The sequence below is a fragment of the Streptomyces sp. MB09-01 genome (genome assembly GCF_033794505.1).
Taxonomy (GTDB): Bacteria; Actinomycetota; Actinomycetes; order Streptomycetales; family Streptomycetaceae; genus Streptomyces.
In genome coordinates, this window is sequence record NZ_JARAYQ010000066.1 from 1 (window position 1) to 26,067 (window position 26,067).

Sequence of the window (26,067 nt, forward strand, 5' to 3'; positions counted from 1 at the left end):
GGCAGCTCCCCACCACCCTCCCGTCAGGAGCTGTTGGACCTGGCCCGCACCGGCGACCCCGTACGCATCCACCAGGCGCTCAAGCAACTCGCCGAAGGGCACGCCGGCCCGGCCGCAGACCAGGACCCCGGCCTGCGGGAGGTGATCGGTGAGTTGCTGCGTCACCCCAAGCCCAAGATCCGCCTGCACGCCCACCGCACCTCCCGCGCCGTGCTGGACCGTCAGACCTACCTGCACCACACCTCGCTCCTGCTGACCGACCCGCGGCCGGACCTGGTGCGCTCGGCGATCCGGACCCTCTGCCACGCCACTTGGACCCCCGCGATCCCCGCCGTGACCGAAATGCTGGAGCACCGCCACCCCACCGTCCGCAGAACCGCGGCCGAGGCCCTCATCGCCATGGGCGAACCGGCCCTCCCCGCCCTCGGACACGCCGCCACCCACGCCCGCCCCGACAAACGCCCCCTCTACACAGCGGTCCTCGACCGGATCACGGCCGCCGCAGCCGAACAGGGTGCGGCCGGGACGCATGCAGCCCGTCGTCCTTCATGAAGATGACGTAAAGAAAAAGCCGAACGTCGCGCGTTGCCTTGCCTTTCCATAATTCTTTCCGTCGTGACCGGCATCACCCGGGCCGGGCCCGGGCAGCGGATGGGGAACGGTTTTCCGCCACCTTTACGGCGGCCAACGTCTCGCGTAATGGGCATGGTTGACAGATCAGTCCGGAGAGAGTGATGCTCCATGAGCTTCTCCATGTACGTCGTCCGGTCGCTGTGGCCCGGTCGGCCGATGCCAGGACGTGCCCCGCACCACGAAAGACGATCGATATGAGCCGCTGTGTCTTAGTCTTCGTCCCCGGCCGGAGTGAAATCGTCGCGGACCCCGGAGACTGTCGACCGAGCTCGTGTGGAATTCCCGGCCGCGGAAACCTCCGGCGGGTGCGGCACCATGAGAGTTGACGCTGCGCCGGAACTCTCCGAGTCCTCCGCCGCGCCCCCTGCCGCCCCGGTCGTGAACGGGAGGCGCCAGTTGCTGGCGGCCTCCGCCGGCAACCTTGCCGAGTGGTACGACTGGCTGGCGTACGCCTACCTCTCGGCCTACTTCGCCGACCAGATCTTCCCGCCCGGCGGCGATCCGGTCGTCCTCGCACTGAGCGCATTCGCCGTCTTCGCGGTGGGCTTCGCCGCGCGCCCGGTCGGCGGCCTGCTGCTCGGTGTGCTCGCGGACCGCCGCGGCCGCCGCGCCGCGATGGCGACGACGATCACCTTGATGGGCGCCGGGCAGCTGGCCATGGCCCTGCTCCCCACCTACGAGCAGATCGGCATGGCCTCCCCGGTCCTGCTGGTGGTCATCCGGCTCGCCCAGGGCCTGTCGGTGGGCGGCGAGTCGACGGTGTCCGCGGTCTTCGTCGTCGAGTCCGCGCCCGCCACCAGACGCGGGCTGTATTCGAGCATCGGCTATGTGAGCGGTAACCTCGGGCAGCTCCTGGCCGCAGGGGTCGCCGCCTTGCTGACCTGGCAGTTGACCGCGGGACAGATGCACGCATGGGGCTGGCGGCTGGCCTTCGGCCTCGGCGCCGTGGCCTGCCTGACCGGCCTGTGGGTGCGGCACGGAACGCAGGAGACGTACCGGCCGGGCACGGAACGCACCGCCCGTCCGCGCCCGTTCGACTTCCTGCGCAGCAATCCGCGCGAGGCGGCGCTGATCGTCGGCATGACCCTCGGAGCGACGGTCACCTTCTACACGTGGACCACGTTCCTGCCCACCTACGCGCGGCTCGTCGTCGGGTTCGATCCCGGCTCGGCCCTTGCGGTCAGCACCATCTCGCTGGCCTTCTTCACCGCCCTGCAGCCGCTGGCGGGCCGGCTGTCGGACCGGGTGGGCCGGAAACCGCTGCTGATCACGTTCGGTGCGGGCTTCACCGTGCTGACCGTGCCGCTCCTGGGGCTCCTGCGCGACTCCTTCTGGAGCATGCTCCTGATCTCCTGTGGGGGAATGGTCCTGCTCACCGGATACACGGCGGTGAGCGGGGCGGTGATGGTCGAACTGTTCCCCGCCTCGGTACGCACCGCCGGCATCGGCCTGCCGTACGCGGCCACCGTCGCCGCGGCCGGCGGCACCGCCCCCTACCTGGCCACGGCGCTGATCGAGAAGGGCCACGCCGACTGGTTCGGCTGGTACGTGTCCGCTCTGACCCTGGTGTCGACCCTCGTCTACATCGGGATGCGCGAGACGAAGGGCGTTCCCCTGCAGTGAGTGCGCGCTGAATTACGCCGGGCCGGTGCGCGCCATCCAAGGGAATATTCCTCGGGCTGCCGGCGTTAGGTGTCCGGAATTCGCTGGTGTGATCCAGTCGTTCGTCGTCGGGGTGCCGGTGAAAGTTATCCTCGACAGTTGAACTGAGCTTGCAACTCTCGGGGGAGTAACGTAATGAACAGACTGACCATAGGAATGGAGTCCACGGAGGGCGCCTCCCGCAGAAGGCCCCGACAGGGCTCGGGTCGCTCGCAGTTCCTCGAGGTCGCCCGGTTATCGGAGCAGGAATTGATCGAAGTCGAGGCGTGCAACCCCTTCGACAGTGTCGCCGGGCACCAGAGGCTGTTCAGAGAGGACGCCGCCCTGCCCCAGGGGCGGTGGCTGACTCCCCTGTCCAACCCCGCCGGAAACGACAGTGCCGCGAATTCGCCGTGGGTCGTCGCCCGGATCCTTCTGGCGGGCGGTCATCCCATCGCCCTCGCCGGGCTGCGCAGCGTGCTGAGCGGGGCACGGGGCGAGGGCCTCCAGGTGGTGGGCGCCGTCAGAGACCACTGGCAGGCGCTGTCGGAAGTGAGCCGCTACCGCCCCGATGTGATCCTGCTCGGTGCGACCGACGATCTACGCAAGGACCTCGCCATGGTCCGCTGTATGCGCCGGTCACGGGGCGCGGCCGATGCGCGCATCATCCTTCTGCGCCAGGCCGCGACCGCGTCCCAGGTGAGCCGGATGCTCAAGGCCGGAGTGAGCGGTGCCTTCCCGCTCGACCAGGACGCAAGCTGTGTCATCCGGGCGATCGCGGTGGTCGCGGCCGGCGGTTCGATCTTTCTGCCGGCCCCCTTGGAAGAAGAGGACGAGGCACCGGAGTTCGCGGAGGACCCCGAGCCCTCGGTGGACGAGGCGGGACTGACCGACCGTGAACGGGCCGTGCTGTCCATGCTGGCGCGCGGACTCTCGAACGCGGAGATCGGGCGCGCCCTCTCCCTCTCGGTCGCCACGGTGAAGAAGCACCTCACCCAGGCCATGCGCAAGATCCGCCAGCCCGACCGGCTGAGGGCGGCACTGTACGCCCATCGCCAGGGTCTGGCGTGAGAACCGCGGCCATGCCTTCATCGCTCCCACTCTGATTCAGCGTCGGTACGTCGAGGGCGGGGTGTCCACCAGCGACCCCCGCCCTTGAGCGTGTTGGCCTGGGCGACGCTCCGGAGAGCCTTCAGGAGTACGGCGGATCGCCGAAGGCCTCCGCCCCCGCCCCCACAGTGCCGCGAGCGCCGTGCGCCGCCGGGTCCTTCGAGGCTGCAGGCGCTTTCCGCAGGTCACGGGCGCCCGGCCCGGCCGCGGTCCCCGCACGCCCGACGGCCTCGCCCGGTGCCGTGCCGGCTTCCCCGAAGCGCTGTTGGGAGCCTCCGGGGAGCTCCGAAGGTCACCGCCATCCGAGACGAAGGGAGCTTCTGGGGGCAGGCCGCCGTTCCTAGCGTGGTCCCAGGCCGGGCGTCCGATGCCCGGCCCCCCGTTTCGCAGAGGGAGAAGTTGATGAGCGCAGCGGCCAAAGGGGCCATGGCGGTGGGGTCGGCCCTCGGCCTCGCGGCATCCCTGTCCGTGGACTCCGGCAGTGGGACCCGTGCGGCCGGCCAGGGCAACGAGCGAGCCGTCGACCGGTTGTCCGCGGACGACGCGGCCATCGCCACGATGTCGGATGCGGAGCGCGCGGCCCTGTGGCGCCAGCGGCTGCACGAGGCCGAAGCCGGACTGACCCGCTTCCTGGTGGCCCGCGGTCCCGCCGCCGACCTGAGGGCGTGGTTCGGTCTCCAGGCGGAGATATTCGCCGATCTTCCGGGCCCCTCCACCCACGCGGCGGCGGCATGGCAACGGATCTTCTTCCGGGGCCAGGCCCTGATGGAGAGGTTCCTGGTCTCCCGGTACGGCGAGGGCATCCTGGCCGAATGGGCCGCGTCCAACGCCGAGGTCCACCGTACGGTCGAACCCGACCGCGAGGGCGGCGCCGCCGATCCCGTCCGGCGCATCGCACGCCAGGCCGAACTGTACGGATCGCAGTACAGGGTGCACGTGGCCGAGGGCTCCACACCCGCCGCCGTCGCCTCCGTGAACATCACGCACTGCGCGATATGGGACTACCGGGAACAAGCCAGGAGCAACGGCGTACGCCTCACGCTCACCTCACCGTGCACGTACTGCACGAAGGCCATGTCGGCCAACGTCCGCGCCAAGGGCTACGAGGTCTCCTACCAGCTGCGCGAGGACCGCAGCGGACATGGATGCCACTGGGAGGCCACCGTTCCGAACACCGCTCAGGAGGCGTGATGTGCGGCATCACCGGCTGGCTCGACTGGGAGCGCGACCTGCGCGGCCAGCAGCAGACCGTACGGGCCATGACCGACACGCTGGCCTGCCGGGGACCGGACGCCGGCGGCACGTGGTTCTCGGCCCGTGCGGCGCTCGGACACCGCAGGCTCGCCGTCATCGACCTCCAGGGTGGCGTGCAGCCGCTGACGGACGCCGCTCCGGAGCAGACGCCGCAAGCGGTGCTCGCCTACAACGGCGAGCTGTACAACTACCGCGAGCTGCGCGCCGAACTCCAGTCCCTGGGGCACGAATTCCGCACCCGCTCCGACACCGAAGTCGTCCTGCACGCCCACCTCCAGTGGGGCGCCGACGCACCGCGCCGACTGAACGGCATCTACGCGTACGCGATATGGGACACCCGCGTGCAGGAACTGACGCTGGTGCGTGACCGTCTCGGCGTGAAGCCCCTGTACTACCACGCCCATGCCACCGGCCTGTTCTTCGGCTCCGAACCCAAGGCCGTCCTCGCCAACCCGGGGTTCCGCGCCGAGCTCGACACCGAAGGCATCGCGGAGCTGTTCGCCCTGCCCGCGGCGCCCACGGCCGGGCACGGCCTCTTCCGCGGGCTGCGCGAGGTGCGCCCCGGCCACCTGCTCAAGGTCACCCGCGGTGCCACCCGCGAGGTGCGCTACTGGCAGCTGCACTCCGAGGCACACACCGACGACGCCGCGGCCACCACCGCGAGGATCCGGCAACTGCTCACGGACACCGTGGAACGGCAGATGCTCAGCGACGTACCGCTGTGCACCCTGCTCTCGGGGGGCATCGACTCCAGCGCCATCACCGCCCTGGCGTCCCTCGCCCGCGCCCGAGCAGGTCACGACAAGGTCGACACCTTCTCCGTGGACTTCCCGGGCAGCGCCGACGCGCTGCGCCCCGACAACTGGCGCACCACGCACGACGCGCCGTACGTCCAGGCCGTCGTCGACCACCTCGGAACCCGGCACTCGCAGGTCGTCCTCCCCGACGACGACCTGCTGGAGGCGAGGGACATGGTCCTGCGCGCCCGCGACAGGCCCGGCTGGGGCGAGATGGACGCGTCCTTGTACCTGTTGTTCCGCGAGGTCCGACGGCAGTCCACGGTCGCGCTGTCCGGCGAGGCCGCCGACGAGGTCTTCGGAGGCTACCCCTACTTCCACAACCCCGACGGCCTCGCCGCCACCACCTTCCCCTGGCTCCACGGGCGCGAGACACCCGCCGTGCTCCTGCGGCCGGAGGTCCGGGCGGCGGTACGACCCGAGGAGTACACCGCCCAGCAGTACCGGGACTCGCTCGCCGAGACCCCGGAGCTGCCCGGCGAGGAGGGCAGCCGGCGACGCCTGCGCCAGGTCGGCCACCTCGCGCTCACCCGGTGGATGCCCCCGCTGCTCGACCGCGTCGACCGGGTGAGCATGGCGGTCGGCCTGGAGGTACGGGTGCCGTTCTGCGACCACCGCCTGGTGGAGTACGCGTGGAACATCCCGTGGGAACTGAAGTCGCTCGGCGGCACCCCCAAGGGCATCCTCCGGGAGGCCGTACGGGACCTGCTGCCGCCCCAGGTGGTGGACCGGCCCAAGAGCGGCTACCCCTCCACACCCGCCGTCCGGTACACCGAGGTGCTCACCGCCCGCATGAACGACCTGCTCGCCGATGCCGCGGCCCCGGTGTTCGACCTGGTCGACAGGGAGGTCGTGCGCGACGCCGTCCGCCACGGAAGGCCGCTGCCGAGCCCCCGTACCGCGCCCAACCCCGTGGGCGGACTGGACCACCTGCTCCAGGTCGACGAATGGCTGCGCGCCTACAAGGTGGGACTTCGATGACGGCGCCGAGCGACAGCGTGCCCACCGTCCACCCCGAGGTCGTCCGTCAGGCCGCGCGCACGTGCGCCACGGGCGTGGCGGTCCTCACGACCAGGCTCCACGACGAGCTCTTCGCCAAGACCGTCTCGTCCTTCGTCACGTTGTCGATGGACCCGCCGCTCATCAGCGTCGCGGTGACCAGGCACAGCCCCCTGGTCCGAGCCGTCGAGGACTCCGGACGTCTCGCCGTCAGCGTGCTCCGGGTCGGTCAGGAACACCTCTCGCGGCGCTTCGCCACGCCCGGTGCGGGCCGGGCCACCGGTTCCTTCGCCGGGGTGACGACCCGTACCGAGGCCACCGGATCCCCGGTGCTGGAGGACTGCCTGAGCTGGTTCGACTGCCGGCTGCACAGCGTGCTGCCGGGCGGCGACCACAGCATTCTCGTCGGCCGGCCCGTCGCGGCCGCCGGTTCGCAGGGCGAGCCCCTGCTCTACCGCGAAGGCGGCTACCACGCCTTGGCCACCCCCACCGCCACCACACCCCCGCGCCCGGACCGGGCGCCCACGGCACCAGGAGTACGGACATGAGCCGACCGGCCCCCGCCCAGACCCGCAAGGCCCCGCTGGGTGTCCAGACCGGCGACCGCTACCGCGCCAGTCTCGATGACGGGCGGGAGCTCTACCTGGACGGCAAGCGCGTCACCGACCCCGCATCACACCCGGCGTTCAAGCCCTCCGTCGACGAGCTGGGCCGGCTCATCGACCTGCAGCACGACCCCGAACACGCCCCCTTGATGACGTGGAAGGACCCGCAGAGCGGTCTCACCCTGGCCCGGGCCTACCAGCCGACGCGCACCCTGGAGGACCTGCGGACGCAGCGCCGCAGCGCGGAGGTCTGGCTCCGGGAGAGCCTGGGCCAGCACGGCCGGTCCCCGGCGTTCATGGCGAGCATCGCTCTGGGGCTGTACGACTTCCGGCACCGGCTCGACGCGAGCCGGCCCGGTTTCGGCGCCAACGCCGAAGCCTGGTACCGCCACTGCGCGACCAACGACCTCGTCCTGACCCACGCGCTCGGCGACCCGCAGATCGACCGGTCCGCGGATCCCGTGGACGACCCCGACCTCGCCCTGCGGGTGATCGAGGAGAACGACAAGGGCATCGTGGTGCGCGGAGCCAAGCAGCTCACCACCCTGGCACCGACCGCCCACGAGGTGCTCGTCTACCTCTCCGCCTCCTTCACCCAGCGGCGCGGCGAACAGTTCGTCGTCTGGTGCGCCCTCCCGCTGAACACACCCGGCCTGATCACGCTCTGCCGGGAGCCCTTCGGGGCCGAGCCGTACGGGCACGAGCACCCGCTCGCCGGGCGCTTCGACGAGCAGGACGCCATGCTCTTCTTCGACGACGTGCTCGTGCCCTGGGACCGGGTGTTCCTGCTGCGCGACGGAGCACTGGCCCGGACCGGACTGGGCCGGATCAACGCCTGGAGCGCGTACATCGGCCACATCCGCTACCGCGAGCGGCTGCGCACGCTGCTGGCCACGGCCACGATGCTCGCCGAGAGCATCGGGGTGGAGGGGTTCCGCAACATTCAGGAGGAGCTCGGCAAACTGGCCAGTTACGCCGAGCTGACCGAGTACTTCATCGACGCCGCCGAGGCCCGGGCGACCGTCACCGACAGCGGCCTGCTCGCACCGGGTGACACCGCGGCCAGCAGGGTGTGGTCCGCGGAGGTGGCGGCCAGCGCTCTGGCGGTCGTACGGAACATCGGCTCGGCCGGCATCCTCATGCAGCCCACGCCCAACGACCTCGACAACCCGCGGCTGCGCCCGCACCTCGACCGCTACATGCGGGGCAGGAACATCGAGGCGGACAAGAAGTCGCGCCTGTTCCGGCTCGCGTGGGACCTTACGGGTGACAGCTTCGGGCAGCGCCAGGACCTGTACGAGTACGTGCACCGCGGCGACCTGGCCCGCAACCGGATCAACATCTACAAGCGGCAGGACCAGACCGAGGTCCGCACCCGCCTGGAGCAGCTGATAGCAGCCCCCTCCGCACGCTCCGCCCCCACCACCGCAGACACCTCGGAAGGCGAACGTCCGTGACCAATTCCGCAGTGGAGATACAGGCCAGCACCCTTGCCGGGTATTCCGACGCGAGCAGGCTGCGCCAGGCCAACGACCAGGACTGGGTGCTGGAGCAGGCACCCGCCGAACCGCGCGTCCACGCCGACCTCGGAAGCGGGATCGGCCAGTTGCTGCAGGCCTCCCTGGAGAGGTTCCCGTCCCTGGAGACGGCCGTGGGCCTGGAGCAGTCGCCGTTCCGGCTCTCCGAGGCTGCCAGCCGGCTCCAGCGCCACGGCGACCGGGTGCTCCTGCGGCAGGCCGACCTGACGGCTCCCGAGCCCCTGGAGGTGTATCCGGACCTGATCACCATGACCTCGGTGCTCCACTGGCTCTACCCGGTCGAAGAACGGATCTTCGGCTGGGTGGGGCAGCACCTGGCGCCGGGCGGTACGTTCCTGCTCACCACGTACCACCCCGCGCGGGACGAGCACGGCCTCGGCGGCGAGGACGAACTGGTACGCGAGGCGCTCGTCGCGCTGGGCCACGACCGGGCGCTCGTACCGAAGCTGTTCGCCGGCGAGGACATCCTTCCCATCGCCACCCGGACCCGTGGCACCGATGGCCTGAAGGATCTCCTGGAGCGGGACCTGCGGATCGTCGCCACCACGGAACGCGACGCCGTCGTACGGGTCGCCAGCGCGGCCGAGTACGAACACTTCCACGCGGCGACCTTCGGTGACTACTACAGCCGCCTGGTCGAACCCACGAAGCGCGCGGCCTTCTTCCGGGCCGTGGGCGACGCCGCATGGCGCCGCCAGCAGGAGCGCGGACACGTCAGCAACATGCCGGTCCGGCTGTGGAGCACGACCACACGCGGCTGAACGGGGGAGTGTCCGCAGGCCGTCGCCCGCCGCCCCCCGGGGGCGCGGCGACCCGGGCGGGAGCCTGACGGACACCGCTGATGCCGCACCCGAACCGCAGGACGGCCCGGCCGGTCCTCCCCCAGGGGAGAACCGCCGGGCCTTCGCCGCGGTCTATCATGGCCGGGTTCCTCCCGGCGCCCGTGAAGGAGTCTCATCCATGTCAACTCCCGCCGCCGGTCCTGAACTCGGCGCATTCCTCAGGGCCCATCGCGCGCTGCTCAAGCCGGAGGACGTCGGACTGCCCGGCACGTCCCGCCGCCGGACCCCGGGCCTTCGCCGGGAGGAAGTCGCCTCCCTCTCCGGTGTCAGCATCGCCTGGTACACCTGGCTGGAGCAGGGCAGGGTCACCGCATCGAGGCAGGTGCTGGAGTCCGTCGGACGGGTGCTGCGCCTCGATGACGCCGAAGTGCGCCACGCCCTGCGGCTGGCCGGCTACTACGAGCCCGAAGCGGCCTCGGCCCGTGCGCCGTTGAACGGCTCGCTCCAGCCCGTACTCGACTCCTGGCCGACCAGCCCGGCCGTCCTGCTCGACCGGAACTTCGATCTGGTCGCCTGGAACGCCGCATGGTCGGCGGTGTGGGGCGAACCTTCGGCCGTGCCGCCCGACCGCAGGAACCTGATGTGGTTCGTCGCTGCCGACGACCACCTGCGCGATGTCCTGCAGGACACCGACTGGGAGCCGCTGGCCATGAGCGTCTTCCAGCACTTCCGCGCCCAGGCGGGGGCGAACCTGGCGGACGAGCGGGTCGCGGAGCTGTACCGGCGGCTGGCCGCGGACGCGCCCGAGCTGAGCCACTGGTGGAGCTGCCACTCCGTGGGGGAGCTCACCACCCGCGTCGTCACCGTCACGCCCGTGTGCAGCGAGCCGATCAAGGTGTCCTTGTCGTCGATGCGCCCGGTGGACGACCCGGGGTCGCTGATCCTGCTGTTCACGCCTGCGAGCCAGGAGGACAGCGCCAAGGTGTCGGCTCTGGTGAGCCGGCCGCTGCGCTCGGTCGGGCCGGCACGAAAGGCGGGCTGAGGGCGCGACCGCGGGGGAACGGTTGCCGCGCCTTCAGCCCTGTCTCGGGGTGAGGTCCTCCTCATCGAGCCGCCGAGGGGGCGGGCTCAGGCCTTCTCCGCCATGCCCATCGACTTGACGCGCGGTCCGCTGCCGGCGCCCCGGCGCAGCTGCGCGCTGACCATCAGGCCACCCAGAGCGGCGGCAAGGGCCAGGCCGACACCGACCACCGCCGTGCCGAGCTCCAGATCGGAGAACAGGCCGACGGCCCAGGCGCCCACGCCCGTACCGGCGTACATCGTGGAGGTGAGCCAGGCGCTGGAGGTCGCCCGCAGTTCGGGGGCGGCCGTACCCGCGAGCGTCTGCTGGTCGGTGACGAAGCCACCGCTGGCCACGAACCAGATGGTCACGCCGGCCAGTGCCAGGATCAGCCCCGGACCCCAGACCGTCAGCGCGATGCCCACGGCGAGGAGGAGTCCCCACACGGCGAGCATGGGAAGGTGCGTCTGACCCTGGGCCCTGGCCCGGTCGCCGAGCCGCCCGCCGGCCGTCGCGCCGACGATGCTGCCGATGCCGACGAGGATGCCGACGAGGCCGAGCACGGTCACCGACAGGTCGAAGCGCTCCGCGAGGACCACACCCATGAAGGTGTAGGCACCCAGGTTGGCGGCGTTGAAGGCGGTGTTGACCAGCAGGGACTTGCGGAGCGCACCGTGTCCCCAGGCGGCGAACACCGCGCGGGCGCCGGTGGTCGCGGCGGCCTGGACCGCACTGACCGGAATCTGCTTCAGCAGCAGCGGGACGACCAGGAGCGTGCCGACGGCCATGGCCAGGAACGCGGCACGCCATCCGGCGGCACCCGCCAGGAAGCTGCCCAGCGGCACGCCCAGTACCTGGCCGCAGGAGAAGAAGGCCATGCCCAGACCCAGGGCGCGTCCGCGCACCGTGTCCTCGGTGGTCTCCGAGATGTGGGCCCAGATCGCCGGACCGGCCGCGGCGGCCGCGACACCGGCCAGCGCACGCGAGACGACCAACAGCGTCAGCCCGTCGGACAGCGCGGCCGCGACGTTCGACAGCAGGAAGAGCACCGAACCGAGCAGCAGCGTGCGACGGCGTCCGACACGGTCGCTGACCAGGCCGAGGAAGGGGGCGCAGATCGCATACACCAGCACGTACGCGGTGACGCTGTACGCCGCCGCCTGCTCGGAGATGGCGAGGTCGTCCGCGATCGTCGGCAACAGCGGGGACACGAGGAAGGTCTCGGTCCCGAACAGGAACAACAGGAGGAAGACCGAGGCGTACGAACCCCACCGGAACCGCGCCGGGACTGCGGCGGCTACGGGGGGTGTGGAGGGACTGTCCATGGGACGGGTTGCCTTTCGAGCGAGGTTCGGGGGCGTCCGGCTGCCGGCTCGACAACCCTGGCGCTTCCGGCGAAGGCCAACCAGCCAGGCGTTGGTCCTGTTAGTCGAAGTAATGGCATCAACGCCTGGCTGGTTCGGGTGGCGCGCAGAGCGTGATGCTGAACCTGCCGCTCCCGTCGCCGTGTCCTCGGGGGCGCACCGCCACCAGGAAAGGACCCGACCACCCGTGCCCTCCAGCGACCGCTCCCCGCTCGCGCAGCCCAAGTGGGGCGTCACCCTGCCCCTCCCCGGCATCACGATCGGCCACCACAAGCACATCGTCGAGCGGCTGCCGGACATCGGTTACTCCGATGTCTGGACGGCGGAGGGGGGTGGCACGGACGCGTTCACCCCGCTCGCGGCCACCGCGGCCTGGTCACCTTCCCTGCGCCTGGGCACCGGCATCATCCCCGTCTTCACCCGTGGTCCCGCCCTGATCGCGCAGACCGCGGCAACGCTGGCCCAGCTCGCCCCCGGGCGCCTGCTGCTGGGGCTCGGCTCGTCGGTTCCCGCCCATGTCAGCGACATCAACGGCATCCCCTTCGAAGAGCCGTTCAAGCGGACGCGGGACGTCCTGCGGTTCGTCACCCGTGCACTGCGCGGCGAGTACGTCGCCGACGAGTTCGAGACGTTCTCCATCGCCGGCTACCGCCTGCCGCATCCGCCCACCGAACCGGTCAAGGTCATCCTGGGCGCGCTTCGCCCCAACATGCTGAGGCTCGGGTTCAACGAGGGCGACGGGGCCATCACGAACCTGCTCTTCCCCGAGGACGTCCCCAAGATCCTGGAGGCCGTGGGACCGCAGCCCCTGGGCAAGGAGCTGGTGGTCAAGGTCTTCGTCTGTCCCACCGAGGACAAGGAGTACGCCCGCAACCAGGCCCGCCCGTTCCTCGCCTGGATCCTGAACCGCGAGCCCTACCGCAAGTTCCACGAGTGGCTGGGCCACGGGGAGCTGCTGCGCGAGGTGCACGACGCCTGGGAGGCGGGCGACCCGGCGGGCGCCCAGAAGGCGCTCTCGAACGAGGTGGTCGACGGTCTGTTCATCAGCGGATCCCCGGAGGAGTGCCGGGAACAGATCATGCGGTTCCACCTGCCCGGAGTGACGAGTATCCAAGTCTTCGTATCCCTGCCTCCCGAGGCTTTCTACAGCCAGGAGACCGTGCTCGACGTCCTGCGCCGGCTCGGGCCGGCCGCGGGATGAGACCACACCGCCGCTACGCGAAGGAAGGCCATGTCACGTCATCTGTTCACCTCGGAGTCCGTGACCGAGGGACATCCCGACAAGATCGCTGACCAGATCAGCGACACCATTCTCGATGCGCTGCTGCGGGAGGACCCGTCCTCCCGGGTGGCCGTGGAGACCTTGATCACCACCGGCCTGGTCCATGTGGCGGGTGAGGTGACCACCAAGGCGTGGGCCGACATCCCCGCGCTCGTACGGAACAAGGTCCTCGAAATCGGCTACGACTCGTCGATGAAGGGCTTCGACGGCGCCTCCTGCGGCGTCTCGGTCTCCATCGGATCGCAGTCGCCCGACATCGCGCAGGGCGTGGACACCGCCTACGAGAGCCGGGTGGAGGGCGATGAGGACGAGCTGGACCGGCAGGGCGCGGGCGACCAGGGCCTGATGTTCGGGTACGCGTCCGACGAGACCCCCGAGCTGATGCCGATCCCGATCCATCTCGCGCACATGCTCTCGCGCCGGCTGACGGAGGTCCGCAAGGACGGGACCGTCCCGTACCTGCGCCCCGACGGCAAGACCCAGGTCACCATCGAGTACGACGGCGACAAGGCCGTGCGCCTGGACACGGTCGTCGTGTCCTCGCAGCACGCCTCCGACATCGGCCTCGACTCCATGCTGATGCCGGACGTACGGCAGTTCGTCGTCGAGTACGTCCTCGACCAGCTCGCGCAGCACGGCATCAAGCTGGAGACCGAGGGCTACCGGCTGCTGGTGAACCCGACCGGCCGCTTCGAGATCGGCGGCCCGATGGGCGACGCCGGCCTGACCGGCCGCAAGATCATCATCGACACGTACGGGGGCATGGCCCGCCACGGTGGCGGCGCGTTCTCCGGCAAGGACCCGTCGAAGGTGGACCGCTCCGCCGCGTACGCGATGCGCTGGGTCGCCAAGAACGTCGTCGCCGCCGGTCTCGCCTCGCGCTGCGAGGTGCAGGTCGCGTACGCGATCGGCAAGGCCGAGCCGGTCGGTCTGTTCGTCGAGACCTTCGGTACGGAGACCACCGGCATCGGGAGGATCGAGGACGCGATCGGCGAGGTCTTCGACCTGCGCCCGGCCGCGATCATCCGTGATCTGGACCTGCTGCGGCCGATCTACGCGCAGACCGCCGCCTACGGCCACTTCGGCCGTGAGCTGCCGGACTTCACGTGGGAGCGCACCGACCGCGTCGACGCCCTGCGCCGGGCCGCGGGAGCCTGACCGATGGCCGCAGACACAGTCCCCGACTGGCGTTCCCGGCCCGCGGCGCAGCAGCCGCAGTGGCCGGACCCCGACGCCCTGCGCGACGTCCTTTCCTTCCTCGGATCGAGCCCGCCCCTCGTGTACGCGGCCGAATGCGACCGCTTGCGCGACCGCCTCGCCGCGGTGGCGAAGGGAGAGGCCTTCCTCCTCCAGGCCGGCGACTGCGCCGAGACGCTGGACGGCGTCAGCGTCGATCAGATCGACAACAAACTGCGCACGATCCTGCAGATGGCGGCGGTGCTGACCTACGCGGCCTCCGTTCCCGTGGTCAAAGTGGGCCGGATGGCCGGCCAGTACGCCAAGCCACGCTCGGGCAACTTCGAGACGCGCGGCGGCGTCACCCTGCCGTCCTACCGCGGAGACGCGGTCAACGGTCTCGCCTTCACCGAGGCGGCCCGCGAGCCGGACCCGGACCGGCTGCGCCGGATCTACCACGCCTCGGCCACCACTCTGAACCTCGTCCGGGCCTTCACCACCGGGGGATACGCCGACCTGCACCGGGTGCACGCCTGGAACAGGGACTTCCTGGCGCTCTCCCCGGTGGGGGAACGGTACGAGAGACTGGCCGGAGAGATCGACTCCGCCCTGTCCTTCATGCGCTCCTGCGGAACGCTCCACCGGGAGCTGGAAACCGTCGAGTTCTACTCCAGCCACGAGGCGCTGCTGCTGGACTACGAGGCGGCGCTGACCCGCGTGGACTCCCGGAGCGGAGACCTGTACGACGTGTCCGCGCACATGGTGTGGCTCGGGGAACGCACCCGGCAGCTGGACGGAGCCCACGTGGCGTTCGCGGCCGGCATCAGCAACCCGATCGGGGTGAAGCTCGGACCGGCCACCACGGCGGACGACGTACTCGCCCTGATCGACGTGCTCGACCCCGAACGGCGACCCGGCCGCCTCACCTTCATCACCAGGATGGGCGCGGAAAAGATCTGGGACGTACTGCCCGGCCTGGTGGAGAAGGTCACCGCCTCCGGCGCGCAGGTGGTGTGGACGTGCGATCCGATGCACGGCAACACCTACGAGTCGGCGAGCGGCTACAAGACGCGCCAGTTCAGCAGGATCCTCGACGAGATCAGGGGGTTCTTCGAGGTGCACCGGCAGCTGGGCACGCACCCGGGCGGCATCCACGTCGAGCTCACGGGCGATGACGTCACGGAGTGTGTCGGTGGTGCGAACGCGATCGGGGACGCCGATCTCCGCGAGCGCTACGAGACCGCCTGCGACCCGCGGCTGAACCGCAGCCAGTCGCTCGAACTGGCATTCCTCATCGCGGAAGTGTACGGGGGGCAGCGGCGTGTGCACGAGCGTCAACAACCGTGACCGGAACCGGCACTGGCACGGGAACCGGCCCTGGAACCGGCAATGGCACTGCGACGGTCCGGGGGCCTTGGGGGTGTGGCACCGTTGAGCAGGTTGCGCTGGCTGACCGCGGGGGAGTCGCACGGTCCCGCACTGGTGGCGACGCTGGAAGGGCTGCCCGCCGGCGTCCCCGTCACCACACGGACGGTGGCGGACCACCTGGCCCGGCGGCGCCTCGGCCACGGGCGCGGCGCCCGGATGGCGTTCGAGCGTGACGAGGTCACCTTCCTCGGCGGGGTACGCCACGGACTGACCATGGGCTCGCCGGTCTCCGTGCTGATCGCCAACACCGAGTGGCCCAAATGGGAGAAGGCCATGGCGGCCGACCCGGTCGATCCGGCCGAGCTCGCCGAACTGGCCCGCAACGCCCCGCTGACCCGGCCCCGCCCGGGCCACGCGGACCTCGCCGGGATGCAGAAGTACGGCTTCGACGAGGCGCGACCCGTACTGGAGCGCGCGTCCGCGCGGGAGACCGCGGCCCGCGTCGCACTGGGCGCGGTCGCCCGCTCCTACCTGAAGGAGACGGCGGGCATCGAGATCGTCTCCCACGTGGTGGAGCTGGCGTCGGCGAAGGCCCCGTACGGCGTCCACCCGACGCCCGGGGACACCGGGAAACTGGACGCGGACCCGGTGCGCTGCCTCGACGCGGACGCGGGCAGGGCGATGGTCGCCGAGATCGACCGGGCCCACAGGGACGGTGACACCCTGGGCGGGGTCGTCGAAGTGCTCGCGTACGGAGTACCGGTCGGCCTGGGCTCGTACGCGCACTGGGACCGGCGTCTGGACGCACGGCTCGCGGCGGCCCTCATGGGTGTCCAGGCCATCAAGGGCGTCGAGATCGGCGACGGCTTCGAGCTGGCCCGGGTTCCCGGATCGCGGGCCCACGACGAGATCATCGCCACGCCCGGGGGCGTCCGGCGTGCCTCCGGCCGCTCCGGCGGCACCGAAGGCGGGGTGACCACGGGCGAACTGCTTCGCGTACGGGCGGCGATGAAGCCCATCGCGACCGTCCCGCGTGCGCTCGCCACCGTCGACGTGAGCACCGGTGCGGCCGCGGCGGCCCACCACCAGCGCTCCGACGTGTGTGCCGTGCCGGCCGCCGGCGTCGTGGCCGAGGCGATGGTCGCACTCGTCCTGGCCGACGCGGTCGCGGAGAAGTTCGGCGGCGACAGCGTCGCCGAAACCCGCCGCAACGTCCGGTCCTACCTCGAGAGCCAGGAGTACCCGTGCGGATAGCAGTCTCAGGCTCCATAGCCACCGACCACCTGATGGTGTTCCCGGGAAGTTTCACCGACCAGCTGATCCAGGACAGGCTGGACAAGATCTCCCTCTCCTTCCTGGTCGACGACCTGGAGATCCGCCACGGCGGCGTCGCCGCGAACATCTCCTACGGTCTGGGCGGCCTCGGGCAGGATCCCGTTCTGGTCGGGGCCGCCGGGAGCGACTTCGCCGAGTACCGGACGCGGCTCAAGGAACAGGGCGTCGACACGGACTTCGTGCACATCTCCTCCGAGCGTCAGACCGCGCGCTTCATGTGCCTGACGGACCGCGAGGAACACCAGATCGCCTCGTTCTACTCCGGAGCCATGGCCGAAGCCGCCGGCATCGACCTGCAGCAGGTGGTCGAGCGGGCCGGGGACGTCGGAGCCGTCGTGATCTCCCCGAACGATCCCGCGGCCATGCTTCGCCACACCGACCAGGCCCGTTCGATGGGAATCGCCTTCGCGGCCGACCCCTCACAGCAACTCGCCCGGCTCGACCGTGACGAGGCCCGCCACCTCGTGACGGGAGCACGGTGGCTCTTCACCAACGAATACGAGGCGTCCCTGCTCCAGGAGCGCACCGGCTGGCGGCGTGCCGACATCCTCTCCCGCGCGGGGGTCTGGCTCACCACCCTGGGCGAGCGGGGCGTACGGATGGAAGCCGCCGGTGAACCGGTGCGCGAGGTCCCCGCCGTACCGCCGGCCGGGATCGCCGACCCGACCGGTGCCGGAGACGCCTTCCGCGCCGGGTTCATGGCCGCCGTGAGCTGGGGGGAAGGACTGGAACCGGCCGCACGGGTCGGGTGCGCGGTCGCCTCCTTCTCACTGGAGGCACTGGGCGCGCAGGGGTACGCACTCGAGCCCGCGGCCCTTCTCCAGCGACTCGAGGACTCCTACGGAGTGACATCCGCCCGGGCCATCGCCCCGCACCTGCAGAGAGGACGACGATGACGTACCTCCGGCCCTCACGACCCCTGCCGGAACCGGGCCGCCCCTCCTTCTCGTTCGAGTTCTACCCTCCCCGGTCCACCCAGGGCGACGCCCTGTTGTGGCGCTCGATCCGGCGGATCGAGGCGGCGTACGACCCGTCCTTCGTCTCGGTGACGTACGGCGCAGGCGGCTCGTCGCGGGAACGGACGGTCGGCCTGACGGAGCGCATCGCGGCCGAGACCACGCTGCGCCCGGTGGCCCACCTCACCGCGGTGGGCCACTCGGTCACGGAACTGCGGCAGGTCATCGGCTCCTACGCGGAGGCCGGCGTGCACGACCTGCTGGCGCTGCGGGGAGACCCGCCCGACGATCCGCGCGGAACCTGGGTGCCGCACCCGCAGGGCTTCCGCCATGCCGGCGAACTCGTCAGCCTGATCCGCGAGTCGGGCAACTTCACCGTCGGTGTGGCGGCGTTTCCCGAACGCCACCGCCGGTCGCCGGACTGGGAGAGCGAGATCCGGCACTTCGTCGCCAAGTGCCGCGCCGGAGCCGACTACGCCATCACCCAGATGTTCTTCCGGGCCGATGACTACCTGCGACTGCGCGACCGCGTGGCCGCGGCGGGCTGCGACATCCCCATCATCCCCGCGCTCATGCCCGCCACCGACGTACGGCAGATCCAGCGCTTCGCCGCACTGAGCAACGCCGTGTTCCCCCAGGGCCTCGCCGACGCCCTGGCACGTGCCGGAGACGACGCGGAGGCCGCCTACGCCATCGGCGTCGAGCACGCCACCGTGCTCGCCGAGCGGCTGCTCGGGGAGGGCGCGCCGGGCCTGCACCACATCACCCTCAACCGCTCGTCCGCCGCACTCGACATCCAGGAGAACCTCGGCATCCACCGCTCCACCCCCACCCGCCCGCCAGCCCTCACCCTCACCGGCTGAACGGCCGGCCGGCAGACCGAGGGCGCCCTTCAGCGGCAGATGCCGCTGAAGGGCGGTGGGCTGGGGCGCGCCCGGCCGACCTGCACCTGCTGGGAGCCGCCCTGCACGCGCGCGTACGCCCCCGGACCTACGGCAGTGCCTCCGACAACGCGCAGGTGTACCAGTCCGGTGCCAACCAGTACGTGACCCACATCCACCTCGCCGCTGAGGCCAGGGGCCAGGCCGCGCACGTAGCGCGCGAACGGGCCGACGTGGTCGTCCGGGTACTGACCCGTGCCGTCGGGGAGTGGGCGGCCCGCTGTCAGGAGCTGGAGGAACAAACAGTTCTCCGACCTCCTGGAACGGGCCGAGGCGGAACTCGGCGCCGTACGCGAGGAACTGCGTCAGCTCGGTGATGAGATCAACGGGCAGGGCGAGGGGCGGGATACCGCGCAGGTCATCGATGGACAGTGGACGCGACAGCCCGGGACGGGCGAGCAGCCGGCTCCCGTACGGGCGGTTGCCCCGAACGGCGACGGCGGTGTCCTGCCTGGCCGCCCTCCTGCCGGCACCACGAAGCGCACGCCGGTGCCCGGTCGTGGGTGCGGTGGTGGTCATTCTCGGCCTCATGCTTGCGTCGATGGCCACCTGCGAAATGCTGAACCGGGACTCGGAGGCGGACGCCGGTGATTACGCGCTCGTGCTCAGCATCGCGGCGACTGCGGTCTTCTTGATAGCCGCGTTCTTCACGCCTCTCAGCTGGCCGGGTCCTGCCGGAGGATGGGGCCTCGCGTCCGCGGTGGGTCTGGGTTAGGTGCGGCCGGTGCTGACGGCGGACGGTGTCACCGGAAGGGTCCGGCGCTGAGGTTCCGCGCTCGGCGCCGGCGAGCAGCCCGCCCAGGCGCAGCCCCGAGCTGCTCCTCGACGCCGAGGCCGTCGATGCCGAGACCGGTTACCCGAGCCGCTCGACGCGGCGCAGACCGGGCGACTGGCGTCCGTCCTGCTGCCGACGCCGTCGCCGTCGCGCCGGCCACGTTGCAGCCTCGTTCGGGAATCGACGTTCGGGTGGATGGACACGCTTCGTACCGGGCTTCCGTGACGACTACGCCAGAGGGACGGGGTCTTCCACGTACGTGCTCTCCTTCGGACCAGTGTCGGGTGGAGCGCGACGGGTTCCTCACCCAGCCAGGCGTTCCACCCACAGGAAGGCGCCGATGGCGATCACTATGGCACCGCTGATGCGCGTGACGACCGGGCGGCCGAGGGCGGCGACAGCGGACGCGCAGCCGGCCGGCTGAAAGGGAGAACGTCGAAGGGCCCCACCACAAACGGTGGGGCTCTTCACCAATGTGCCTGACGAGTCACGCCACTTCGCGTTCCAGGGGTCGGTGGGCCGGGAGTCGTGGTGGTCCTGGGCCTCATGGCGGTACTGCTCGACCCTGTCGTCCCGGATATGGCCGAAGCCGACCCGCGCGCTCAAGTTGCCTGACAGGACCCGTCTCTGAGGGCTCATCACCATCTCCTGATGCTTGCCTGCGCCGGTGTCGTCTTCGGCATCGACACCAACAACGGCGGCATGTACCTGGAGGGCGACCCGGCCGCTGAGGGCAACCAGCCGCGCTTCATCGCCTACGAGCAGCCGGCCCAGGACGGCGCCTTCCAGATCTGGAACCTCAACCACGAGTACACCCACTACCTCGACGGCCGCCACGACATGTACGGCGACTTCGCAGCCGGGCAGACCACCCCGACCGTGATGTGGGTCGAGGGTTTCGCCGAGTACGTCTCCTACTCGTAGCGCGGCATCACCTACGACAGGGCGATCGAGGAGGCGGGCAAGAACACCTACAAGCTCAGCCGGCTCTTCGGGACCACCTACGACAACGCCGACACCACCCGTATCTACCAGTGGGGCTATCTGGGCGTCCGTTACATGCTCCAGTCGCACCCCGCGGACGTGGCAACCCTGCTCGGCCACTACCGCGCAGGCGAGTACGACGCGGCCCACAGCCTGCTCCGCGACACCATCGGCACCAAGTACGACGCCGACTTCGCAGACTGGCTGAGCAAGTGCGCCGGCGGCGACTGTGGCCAACTGCCGGCCCGGAGCGGCCGGTGACCGGGGCCTCGGTCACCGACAAGAACTGAGGCAGGAGAGCCTGGTGTCCCGCGCATCGTTCGTGCGCGGGACACCAGGCCTGCCTTCGCGGGTCCGGGAGCCCCAGCCGAGCGGCTGCAGTCCAGCATGGCCAACTGAAGGCAGCGGAAGAGCGGTGTCATAGCGCTCTTCTGCCATGGCAGGTGCGATGTCCGCCGACCTGGAGGCGGCCGGCGGCAGGGTGGATCGCTTGATCTGCAGTTCGGCCGCCGCAATCCCCCCACGCCCCTGCCTCTACCCTTGAGGCCGCCGGTTGATGGACGACGAACAGCGATGGAAGCGATGGAACGGGGCGTGCGGTGAAGGCGGGGGAAGCGAATGACGGAGGACTGATAGGCAAGGTACTCGGGGGGCGTTACCGGGTGACCTCCGTGGTCGGGCGCGGCGGTATGGGAGTGGTCGCCCGGGCGGTGGACGAACTGCTGAACCGAGAGGTCGCCGTCAAGGTCCTGCGAGCCTTCACCGACGCCTCCGCGTCCGAACTTGCCGATCTGCGGACCCGGATGCAGCGGGAGGCGCAGGCCGCCGCCCGCATCCGGCACAGCGGTGTGGTCACCGTGCACGACGTGACCGAGGAGCAGGGCCTGCCGGTCATCGTCATGGAATTCGTCGACGGGCCCTCGCTCGACGACGTGTTGACGGAGCGCGGCCCGCTGGAGCCGCACGAGGCCGCGGCGATCGGCGCCAAGCTGATGGAAGCGCTCGACGCCGCGCACCGGGTCGGCGTACTGCACCGGGACGTCAAGCCCGCCAACGTGCTGATGGAGCACGGCGGGAGGGTCGTTCTCACCGATTTCGGCATCGCCACCATGGAAGCCTCCGACGACGACGCCATGGCCAAGCTGACCCGCAACGGTCAAATCGTCGGATCCCTCGACTATCTGCCGCCGGAGCGCGCGAAGGGCGTGGAGCCCGGGCCCGCGTCGGACATCTGGTCGCTCGGCATGACGCTCTATGCGGCCGTGGAGGGCACTTCGCCGTTCCGTCGCACTTCCGCTTGGTCCACGTTGTCGGCCATCGTCACGGATCCATTGCCGGAGCCCCGCCGGGCTGGACCACTCGCGCCGGTGCTCCAGGCGCTGATGGCGAAGGAAGCGGAGGACCGGCCCACCGCAGACCAGGCGCGCGGCATGCTGGAGCGCGTCGCCTCGGGCCGGACGGTGTCCGAGGGCCCGGCCCCCACACCCATGGTGGTTCCCGGGGCTGCGGCCGCCGTCGCACCGCAGCCCGTGGCGCACGCGGCCGCAGCCGCACCCTCATCGCATCAGCGGCCGCCGTCGTCCTCCTCGCCGCAGGCGGCGGCATCACCTACGCCCTGACCGGCCAAGAGGGCGGCACGACCGCGAACGGTGCGCAGGCGACGCCGCCCGCCGTGAGTTCCCCGGCGAGCAGCGGCCCGTCGTCCTCCGTTGCTCCGGGCGCCTCCTCGAAGCCGTCTCCCTCGGCGAACAAGACGGGTCCCACGACGACGCCCGGCAACAACGGTGCCAAGCCGGCCGCGAGCCCGTCCGCCTCTCCGGAGAGCAAGCCCAGTTCCACGGTGAAGGAGCCCACCCCGGTGTCGACGGCCTGCACCGGCTGGAGTCACGAGAACCGCAGCAACGGCTACGGCTACCTGCTCGACAACTCCCACCTCTACACCGGGCCGTACGCGGAGTGCAGCTACGTGTCCGTGGTCAAGACCGGCGTGAAGGTCTATTACCACTGCTACATCACCAACGCCCATGGCAACAAGTGGATCTACGCCCGTGCCGAGGGCACGAACACCGAAGGCTGGATGTCCAGCACCCACCTCACCCGGGAGAGCGGCACACTGGCCCGCTGCTAGCTTGACTCTGTCGGGGATCTCGGAGCTGTCGAGGTCACTGGGCCGCCGACCTCCGTGGCCGAGACCGCTTCCATGACGGCCGTGCCCGGAGGACGCATCAGTCGGGCCCGGCGCGGGGGCTCCATCTGTCGGCATCCTTTGAACGACGACGTACCTGTGAGTAAGGCGTGCCCGGCCTGATCCCGACGGCTTGTGCAGCGGCCTGGAGCGAGGGGTGCTGGGCCGCCGTAGCGAACCGGAAGAGCCACTGGCTTCGTTGGGGCCGGACACGTACTGGGCGGAGGATCTCGGGTGCGGTAAAGGCGGTTGTGGCGGCGCAGCGGCGCGTCGTGACGTGGCTGCGGCCGCCTTTGCGGCGCGTGGGGATGCAGTAGGCGCTGGCGTAGGCCGCCTCCGTCTGCTCGTCGTCGCAGGCGAAGCCCTCCCCGAAGCGCGCGTGGACCGCTGCGTGGGGCCCGCCGACCGGCAGCCGCGGAAGCGGTCCTCGCGGACATGGTGGTCAGCCGGTGCAGGACGACAAGTTCGTGGCGATCTATTCTCCCCAGCCGCGCCCCAACGGGGCTTCGTTCTCCCCAGGTTCTCCCCAGCCGTGGCCGCCTCCGAGAGGCCATCGCCGCTGGTTGGAGGGCTCGGTCCGGGTGGCGGGACCGACTACTCAACGTGGAGGAGGAGCCGGGGCAGGCCATTATGCGCCAGGCAGTTCGTCGCCGTCCGTGGGGCGTTGCGGACGTGGTCTGGCTGGTCGGACCCCGACACCTCAGCGACGTAGAAGCGCGCGCCGGCGAATCCGTAGAGAGCTTCCCGGCTGTTCCGCCGCGGCGAGAGCGGCTCGGAGAAAAGCAATGGGGTGGGTCAGCGCCTCATCTCGGGTGGATGCTGTGCGCCCCCTGACACGACGACTGCAGTGGTCGAATCCGGCGGGATCCGTCCGCCCTCATTTCGCGTCCGTCTGTGGGGGCGGCACAGCCCCGAGGACCGCCCCAGGCCTCGCGGAGGGGCGTGAGGGGCAGCGGTGGGAAGAGCCCGACACGTCTGGGAGGGCAGGAGGAACATGGCGGCCACGGCAGCGAAGAGAGTTGCCGCGCCGGCCAGGAGGGCCGTGCCGGTCAGGCCGGCGACAAAAGATTCGCGTGCTGCTGCGAAGAGTTGCTCGCGCAGGGACTCCGGCAGTGTGGGGGTGGTGGCGATCGGCATGAGGCCTTGGTGGGCGACGGTCTGGGCCAGAGATGCGGGCACGTCGGTACCGGCGAGGTGGTCGGCCATGCGATGGCTGTGGATCGTCACGAGGAGGGATCCTTGTAGGGCTACGCCCAGGGCCGAGCCGATCTGACGTGTGGCGTCGTTGACGGCTGAGCCGAGTCCGGCCTGGTCGCCCGGGGTTGCTCCCATGACGGTCTCCGTCGCGGCCGCTGCGGACAGCCCCGCCCCCACGCCCGCGACCGTCTGGAAGACGACGAGGTGGCCGTACGCGGAGTTGGCGGTCGTGGTGGCGAGGAAGGCGAAGGCGGCCGTCGCGACGATCAGCCCTGCCACGATCGGGAACCGGTTGCCCCACCGGGCTGCGAGTGGCAGGGTGCCCACGGCCCCGATCACGAGTCCGGCCGGGAGAGCCAGGGTTCGCAGCCCTGCCTGCCAGGGCGTGTAGCCCAGTACCCCTTGCAGGTAGAGGGTGGTGATGAACAGGGCTCCGAACAGGGAGAACGACATGAGGGCCAGGACCGCGGCCCCCACCATCACGGAGGGACGGCGCAACAGGGAGAGCGGCAGCATCGGATGCCGGGCAGTGGCCTGTCGGGCGGTGAACGCCGCGAGCAGGAGGCCGGCAGCACCGAAGGCCGCCAGGACGGGGGTTCCGGTCCAGCCGCGCGTCGGGGCCTCGATGAAGGCCCATACCAGGGACAGCAATCCGGCGGCGGACGTGAGGGCGCCGGGCACGTCGATGGGTTTGCCCGATCCGCGCGACTCGGGCACCACCAGCACAGCGAGCACGACCGTGACGGCGGTGATGGGCAGGTTGATCCAGAAGCCGGCGCGCCAGGAGAAGTGCTCGACGAGCCAACCGCCGATCACGGGTCCGGTGAGACCGCCCGCGCCGAGAACCGCCGTCCATACCGCGATGGCCCGCCGGCGCAGCTGCGGTTCGGGAAAGAGGTTGTGGATGGTCGACAAGGTGGCGGGCATCAGCAGGGCCGCTCCCGCGCCCATGCCGCCGCGCGCCGCGATGACCTGCTCCGGTGTCCGGGCGAGGGCGCCCAGCAGTGACGCTCCAGCACACAGTGCCAGTCCGATGACGAAGGCGCGCCGGCGTCCGATGCGGTCGGTCAGTGCACCGGCCGTCAGGACGGTGCCGCCCAGGACGAGGGCATAGCCGTCGACGATCCACTGGATCTGGGCCATCGACGGCTGGAGATCAGCCTGCAGATCGGGGACGGCGACATTGAGCATGGTCATGTCGATGCCCAGGAGGAACAGGCCCAGGCACACGGTCAGCGTCGCCGCCCAGCGTCGAAGGTAACCCGATTGCCGTGTCGTGGTCTGGTTCACGGCTGGGTTGCGTATCGCCTGGCGGCGACGAGGTCCTTACCGAGCCGGTCGGTCAACTCGCGTGCCTGGTCGCGGGGGTAGGCGTGGGAGCCGGGGAAAATGCGCGGTGTGACCGGCTGAGCCGACAGGTCGCTCCAGGTGCGCAGGCACTCCGGGGGGAAGACGGCGTCGTCGCGGGCGCCGTATACGGAGAGCGGCAGGTCCAGGGGCGGTTCGTCGTACTGGCGGTACTGCAGTGCCATCAGCATGTCCGCGAGGAACGGTGTGTACGCCGTGGCCATGGCGCGGGGATCGGCCAGGAGTTCCTCCGGGATGGGGCCGTAGAGGTCGGCCAAGCGTGCGCGACCGGCGAGCATGACCCGGGCGAGCTGTGCGATGGGCGCGTCGAGGTGCGGGGCGGGCCACGCGGAGAGCGCGAGGAGCAGGGGACCGCAGTGGTGCCTGCGACGCAGGGCGCGGGCGGTCGCGTAGGCAAGCAGGGCTCCGACACAGTGCCCGAACAGGGCGAACGGTCGCCGGTCGTCCGCTTCCTGGATCACCTCGGCCAACCGGTCGGCGACCTGGTGCGGGTCGGTCAGGCACAGCTGCTCGGCGAGAGCTCCGCGGCCCGGCAACTGCAGGGCGAACAGATCCACCGTCTCGGGGAGGTGCTCGGCCCAGGTTCGGTAGAAGCCGGGACCCAGACCCGCGGGTGGTACGCACACCAAGCGCAGAGCCGCGGCGGGCCGACGAGTGATCGCGACGAGTGAAAGCCGGCCGGGCGGGGAGTGGCCGATGGGCGATGCCACGAGATGG

General features: G+C 70.7%; 23 protein-coding genes and 1 pseudogene. 19 read left to right on the forward strand and 5 right to left on the reverse strand.

Annotation, left to right across the window (positions count from 1 at the left end):
- The 9 genes from PV721_RS16205 to PV721_RS16245 all read left to right on the forward strand — a co-directional run.
- On the forward strand, positions 1–552 hold a 552-nt coding region (locus PV721_RS16205; RefSeq protein ID WP_319724692.1), incomplete at its 5' end, for a HEAT repeat domain-containing protein.
- A 396-nt stretch (positions 553–948) separates the two neighbouring features.
- A complete protein-coding gene (locus tag PV721_RS16210; RefSeq protein ID WP_319724694.1) occupies positions 949–2,256 on the forward strand; it encodes an MFS transporter in 1,308 nt (435 codons plus the stop codon).
- A 288-nt stretch (positions 2,257–2,544) separates the two neighbouring features.
- A complete protein-coding gene (locus PV721_RS16215; protein WP_319724696.1) occupies positions 2,545–3,345 on the forward strand; it encodes a response regulator transcription factor in 801 nt (266 codons plus the stop codon).
- A 441-nt stretch (positions 3,346–3,786) separates the two neighbouring features.
- A complete protein-coding gene (locus PV721_RS16220; RefSeq protein WP_319724698.1) occupies positions 3,787–4,575 on the forward strand; it encodes a hypothetical protein in 789 nt (262 codons plus the stop codon).
- Complete coding sequence (gene asnB / locus PV721_RS16225; RefSeq protein WP_319724700.1) at positions 4,575–6,416, forward strand: asparagine synthase (glutamine-hydrolyzing); 1,842 nt, start codon at positions 4,575–4,577, stop codon at positions 6,414–6,416. Before PV721_RS16220 ends, asnB begins: the two co-directional genes overlap by 1 nt.
- The gene (locus tag PV721_RS16230) at positions 6,413–6,982 is read left to right on the forward strand and encodes a flavin reductase family protein (protein WP_319724702.1); all 570 of its coding nucleotides are present in this window, start codon (positions 6,413–6,415) and stop codon (positions 6,980–6,982) included. Before asnB ends, PV721_RS16230 begins: the two co-directional genes overlap by 4 nt.
- Positions 6,979–8,496: a 4-hydroxyphenylacetate 3-hydroxylase family protein gene (locus PV721_RS16235; protein ID WP_319724704.1), complete on the forward strand. Its 1,518-nt coding sequence runs from the start codon at positions 6,979–6,981 to the stop codon at positions 8,494–8,496. The genes PV721_RS16230 and PV721_RS16235 overlap by 4 nt, the downstream gene beginning before the upstream one ends.
- Complete coding sequence (locus tag PV721_RS16240) at positions 8,493–9,338, forward strand: class I SAM-dependent methyltransferase (RefSeq protein WP_319724706.1); 846 nt, start codon at positions 8,493–8,495, stop codon at positions 9,336–9,338. Before PV721_RS16235 ends, PV721_RS16240 begins: the two co-directional genes overlap by 4 nt.
- 199 nt (positions 9,339–9,537) lie before the next feature.
- On the forward strand, positions 9,538–10,401 hold the full coding sequence (locus tag PV721_RS16245; protein ID WP_319724708.1) for a helix-turn-helix transcriptional regulator: 864 nt from the start codon (positions 9,538–9,540) through the stop codon (positions 10,399–10,401).
- An 86-nt stretch (positions 10,402–10,487) separates the two neighbouring features.
- Here the strand turns inward: PV721_RS16245 and PV721_RS16250 are convergent, their stop codons facing one another.
- Positions 10,488–11,744 carry an MFS transporter gene (locus tag PV721_RS16250; protein WP_319724710.1) on the reverse strand — a complete coding sequence of 419 codons (1,257 nt, stop codon included), beginning with the start codon at positions 11,742–11,744 and terminating at the stop codon, positions 10,488–10,490.
- 226 nt (positions 11,745–11,970) lie between these two features.
- On the opposite strand from PV721_RS16250, the gene PV721_RS16255 reads away from it, so the two are divergent.
- The 7 genes from PV721_RS16255 to PV721_RS16285 all read left to right on the forward strand — a co-directional run bounded on the left by PV721_RS16255 (position 11,971) and on the right by PV721_RS16285 (position 19,556).
- Complete coding sequence (locus PV721_RS16255; RefSeq protein WP_319724712.1) at positions 11,971–12,984, forward strand: LLM class F420-dependent oxidoreductase; 1,014 nt, start codon at positions 11,971–11,973, stop codon at positions 12,982–12,984.
- 30 nt (positions 12,985–13,014) lie between these two features.
- The gene (metK, locus tag PV721_RS16260) at positions 13,015–14,223 is read left to right on the forward strand and encodes a methionine adenosyltransferase (protein ID WP_319724714.1); all 1,209 of its coding nucleotides are present in this window, start codon (positions 13,015–13,017) and stop codon (positions 14,221–14,223) included.
- A 3-nt stretch (positions 14,224–14,226) separates the two neighbouring features.
- Positions 14,227–15,588 (forward strand): class II 3-deoxy-7-phosphoheptulonate synthase, encoded by a 1,362-nt coding sequence (locus PV721_RS16265; protein ID WP_319724716.1) that lies wholly within the window; start codon positions 14,227–14,229, stop codon positions 15,586–15,588.
- An 84-nt stretch (positions 15,589–15,672) separates the two neighbouring features.
- The gene (gene aroC / locus PV721_RS16270; protein ID WP_319724718.1) at positions 15,673–16,863 is read left to right on the forward strand and encodes a chorismate synthase; all 1,191 of its coding nucleotides are present in this window, start codon (positions 15,673–15,675) and stop codon (positions 16,861–16,863) included.
- Positions 16,854–17,840, forward strand: a complete 987-nt coding sequence (locus PV721_RS16275; RefSeq protein ID WP_319724720.1) for a carbohydrate kinase family protein — start codon at positions 16,854–16,856, stop codon at positions 17,838–17,840. The genes aroC and PV721_RS16275 overlap by 10 nt, the downstream gene beginning before the upstream one ends.
- Positions 17,837–18,763 carry a methylenetetrahydrofolate reductase [NAD(P)H] gene (gene metF / locus PV721_RS16280; protein ID WP_319724722.1) on the forward strand — a complete coding sequence of 309 codons (927 nt, stop codon included), beginning with the start codon at positions 17,837–17,839 and terminating at the stop codon, positions 18,761–18,763. The genes PV721_RS16275 and metF overlap by 4 nt, the downstream gene beginning before the upstream one ends.
- Before the next feature lie 577 nt (positions 18,764–19,340).
- On the forward strand, positions 19,341–19,556 hold the full coding sequence (locus tag PV721_RS16285) for a hypothetical protein (RefSeq protein WP_319724724.1): 216 nt from the start codon (positions 19,341–19,343) through the stop codon (positions 19,554–19,556).
- Positions 19,557–19,919: 363 nt separating this feature from the next.
- On the opposite strand, the gene PV721_RS16290 is transcribed toward PV721_RS16285, so the two are convergent.
- The gene (locus PV721_RS16290; RefSeq protein WP_319724726.1) at positions 19,920–20,255 is read right to left on the reverse strand and encodes a hypothetical protein; all 336 of its coding nucleotides are present in this window, start codon (positions 20,253–20,255) and stop codon (positions 19,920–19,922) included.
- Between the two features lie 24 nt (positions 20,256–20,279).
- On the opposite strand from PV721_RS16290, the pseudogene PV721_RS16295 reads away from it, so the two are divergent.
- Both PV721_RS16295 and PV721_RS16300 read left to right on the forward strand, forming a co-directional pair.
- A pseudogene (locus PV721_RS16295) lies at positions 20,280–20,861 on the forward strand (collagenase); the annotation flags it as partial.
- Between the two features lie 401 nt (positions 20,862–21,262).
- A complete protein-coding gene (locus PV721_RS16300) occupies positions 21,263–22,219 on the forward strand; it encodes a serine/threonine-protein kinase (RefSeq protein WP_319724728.1) in 957 nt (318 codons plus the stop codon).
- Here the strand turns inward: PV721_RS16300 and PV721_RS16305 are convergent.
- Entirely contained in the window at positions 22,209–22,475 is a 267-nt protein-coding gene (locus PV721_RS16305) for a hypothetical protein (protein ID WP_319724730.1), read from the reverse strand. The two genes, PV721_RS16300 and PV721_RS16305, sit on opposite strands and share 11 nt — an antisense overlap.
- Here PV721_RS16305 and PV721_RS16310 point away from each other — a divergent pair.
- Positions 22,459–22,728: an SH3 domain-containing protein gene (locus PV721_RS16310; RefSeq protein WP_319724732.1), complete on the forward strand. Its 270-nt coding sequence runs from the start codon at positions 22,459–22,461 to the stop codon at positions 22,726–22,728. The two genes, PV721_RS16305 and PV721_RS16310, sit on opposite strands and share 17 nt — an antisense overlap.
- 852 nt (positions 22,729–23,580) lie before the next feature.
- Here the strand turns inward: PV721_RS16310 and PV721_RS16315 are convergent.
- Positions 23,581–25,272 carry an MFS transporter gene (locus PV721_RS16315; protein WP_319724734.1) on the reverse strand — a complete coding sequence of 564 codons (1,692 nt, stop codon included), beginning with the start codon at positions 25,270–25,272 and terminating at the stop codon, positions 23,581–23,583.
- On the reverse strand, positions 25,269–26,060 hold the full coding sequence (locus PV721_RS16320) for a thioesterase II family protein (protein WP_319724736.1): 792 nt from the start codon (positions 26,058–26,060) through the stop codon (positions 25,269–25,271). Before PV721_RS16320 ends, PV721_RS16315 begins: the two co-directional genes overlap by 4 nt.
- Positions 26,061–26,067 lie beyond the last annotated feature (7 nt).

Bases quoted from the DNA above. Each gene is read 5' to 3' on its own strand.
- PV721_RS16210 (WP_319724694.1), top strand. From the start codon at position 949: ATGAGAGTTGACGCTGCGCCGGAACTCTCCGAGTCCTCCGCCGCGCCC.
- PV721_RS16220 (WP_319724698.1), top strand. From the start codon at position 3,787: ATGAGCGCAGCGGCCAAAGGGGCCATGGCGGTGGGGTCGGCCCTCGGC.
- asnB (WP_319724700.1), top strand. From the start codon at position 4,575: ATGTGCGGCATCACCGGCTGGCTCGACTGGGAGCGCGACCTGCGCGGC.
- PV721_RS16230 (WP_319724702.1), top strand. From the start codon at position 6,413: ATGACGGCGCCGAGCGACAGCGTGCCCACCGTCCACCCCGAGGTCGTC.
- PV721_RS16235 (WP_319724704.1), top strand. From the start codon at position 6,979: ATGAGCCGACCGGCCCCCGCCCAGACCCGCAAGGCCCCGCTGGGTGTC.
- PV721_RS16245 (WP_319724708.1), top strand. From the start codon at position 9,538: ATGTCAACTCCCGCCGCCGGTCCTGAACTCGGCGCATTCCTCAGGGCC.
- PV721_RS16250 (WP_319724710.1), bottom strand. From the start codon at position 11,744: ATGGACAGTCCCTCCACACCCCCCGTAGCCGCCGCAGTCCCGGCGCGG.
- metK (WP_319724714.1), top strand. From the start codon at position 13,015: ATGTCACGTCATCTGTTCACCTCGGAGTCCGTGACCGAGGGACATCCC.
- PV721_RS16265 (WP_319724716.1), top strand. From the start codon at position 14,227: ATGGCCGCAGACACAGTCCCCGACTGGCGTTCCCGGCCCGCGGCGCAG.
- metF (WP_319724722.1), top strand. From the start codon at position 17,837: ATGACGTACCTCCGGCCCTCACGACCCCTGCCGGAACCGGGCCGCCCC.
- PV721_RS16290 (WP_319724726.1), bottom strand. From the start codon at position 20,255: ATGAGCCCTCAGAGACGGGTCCTGTCAGGCAACTTGAGCGCGCGGGTC.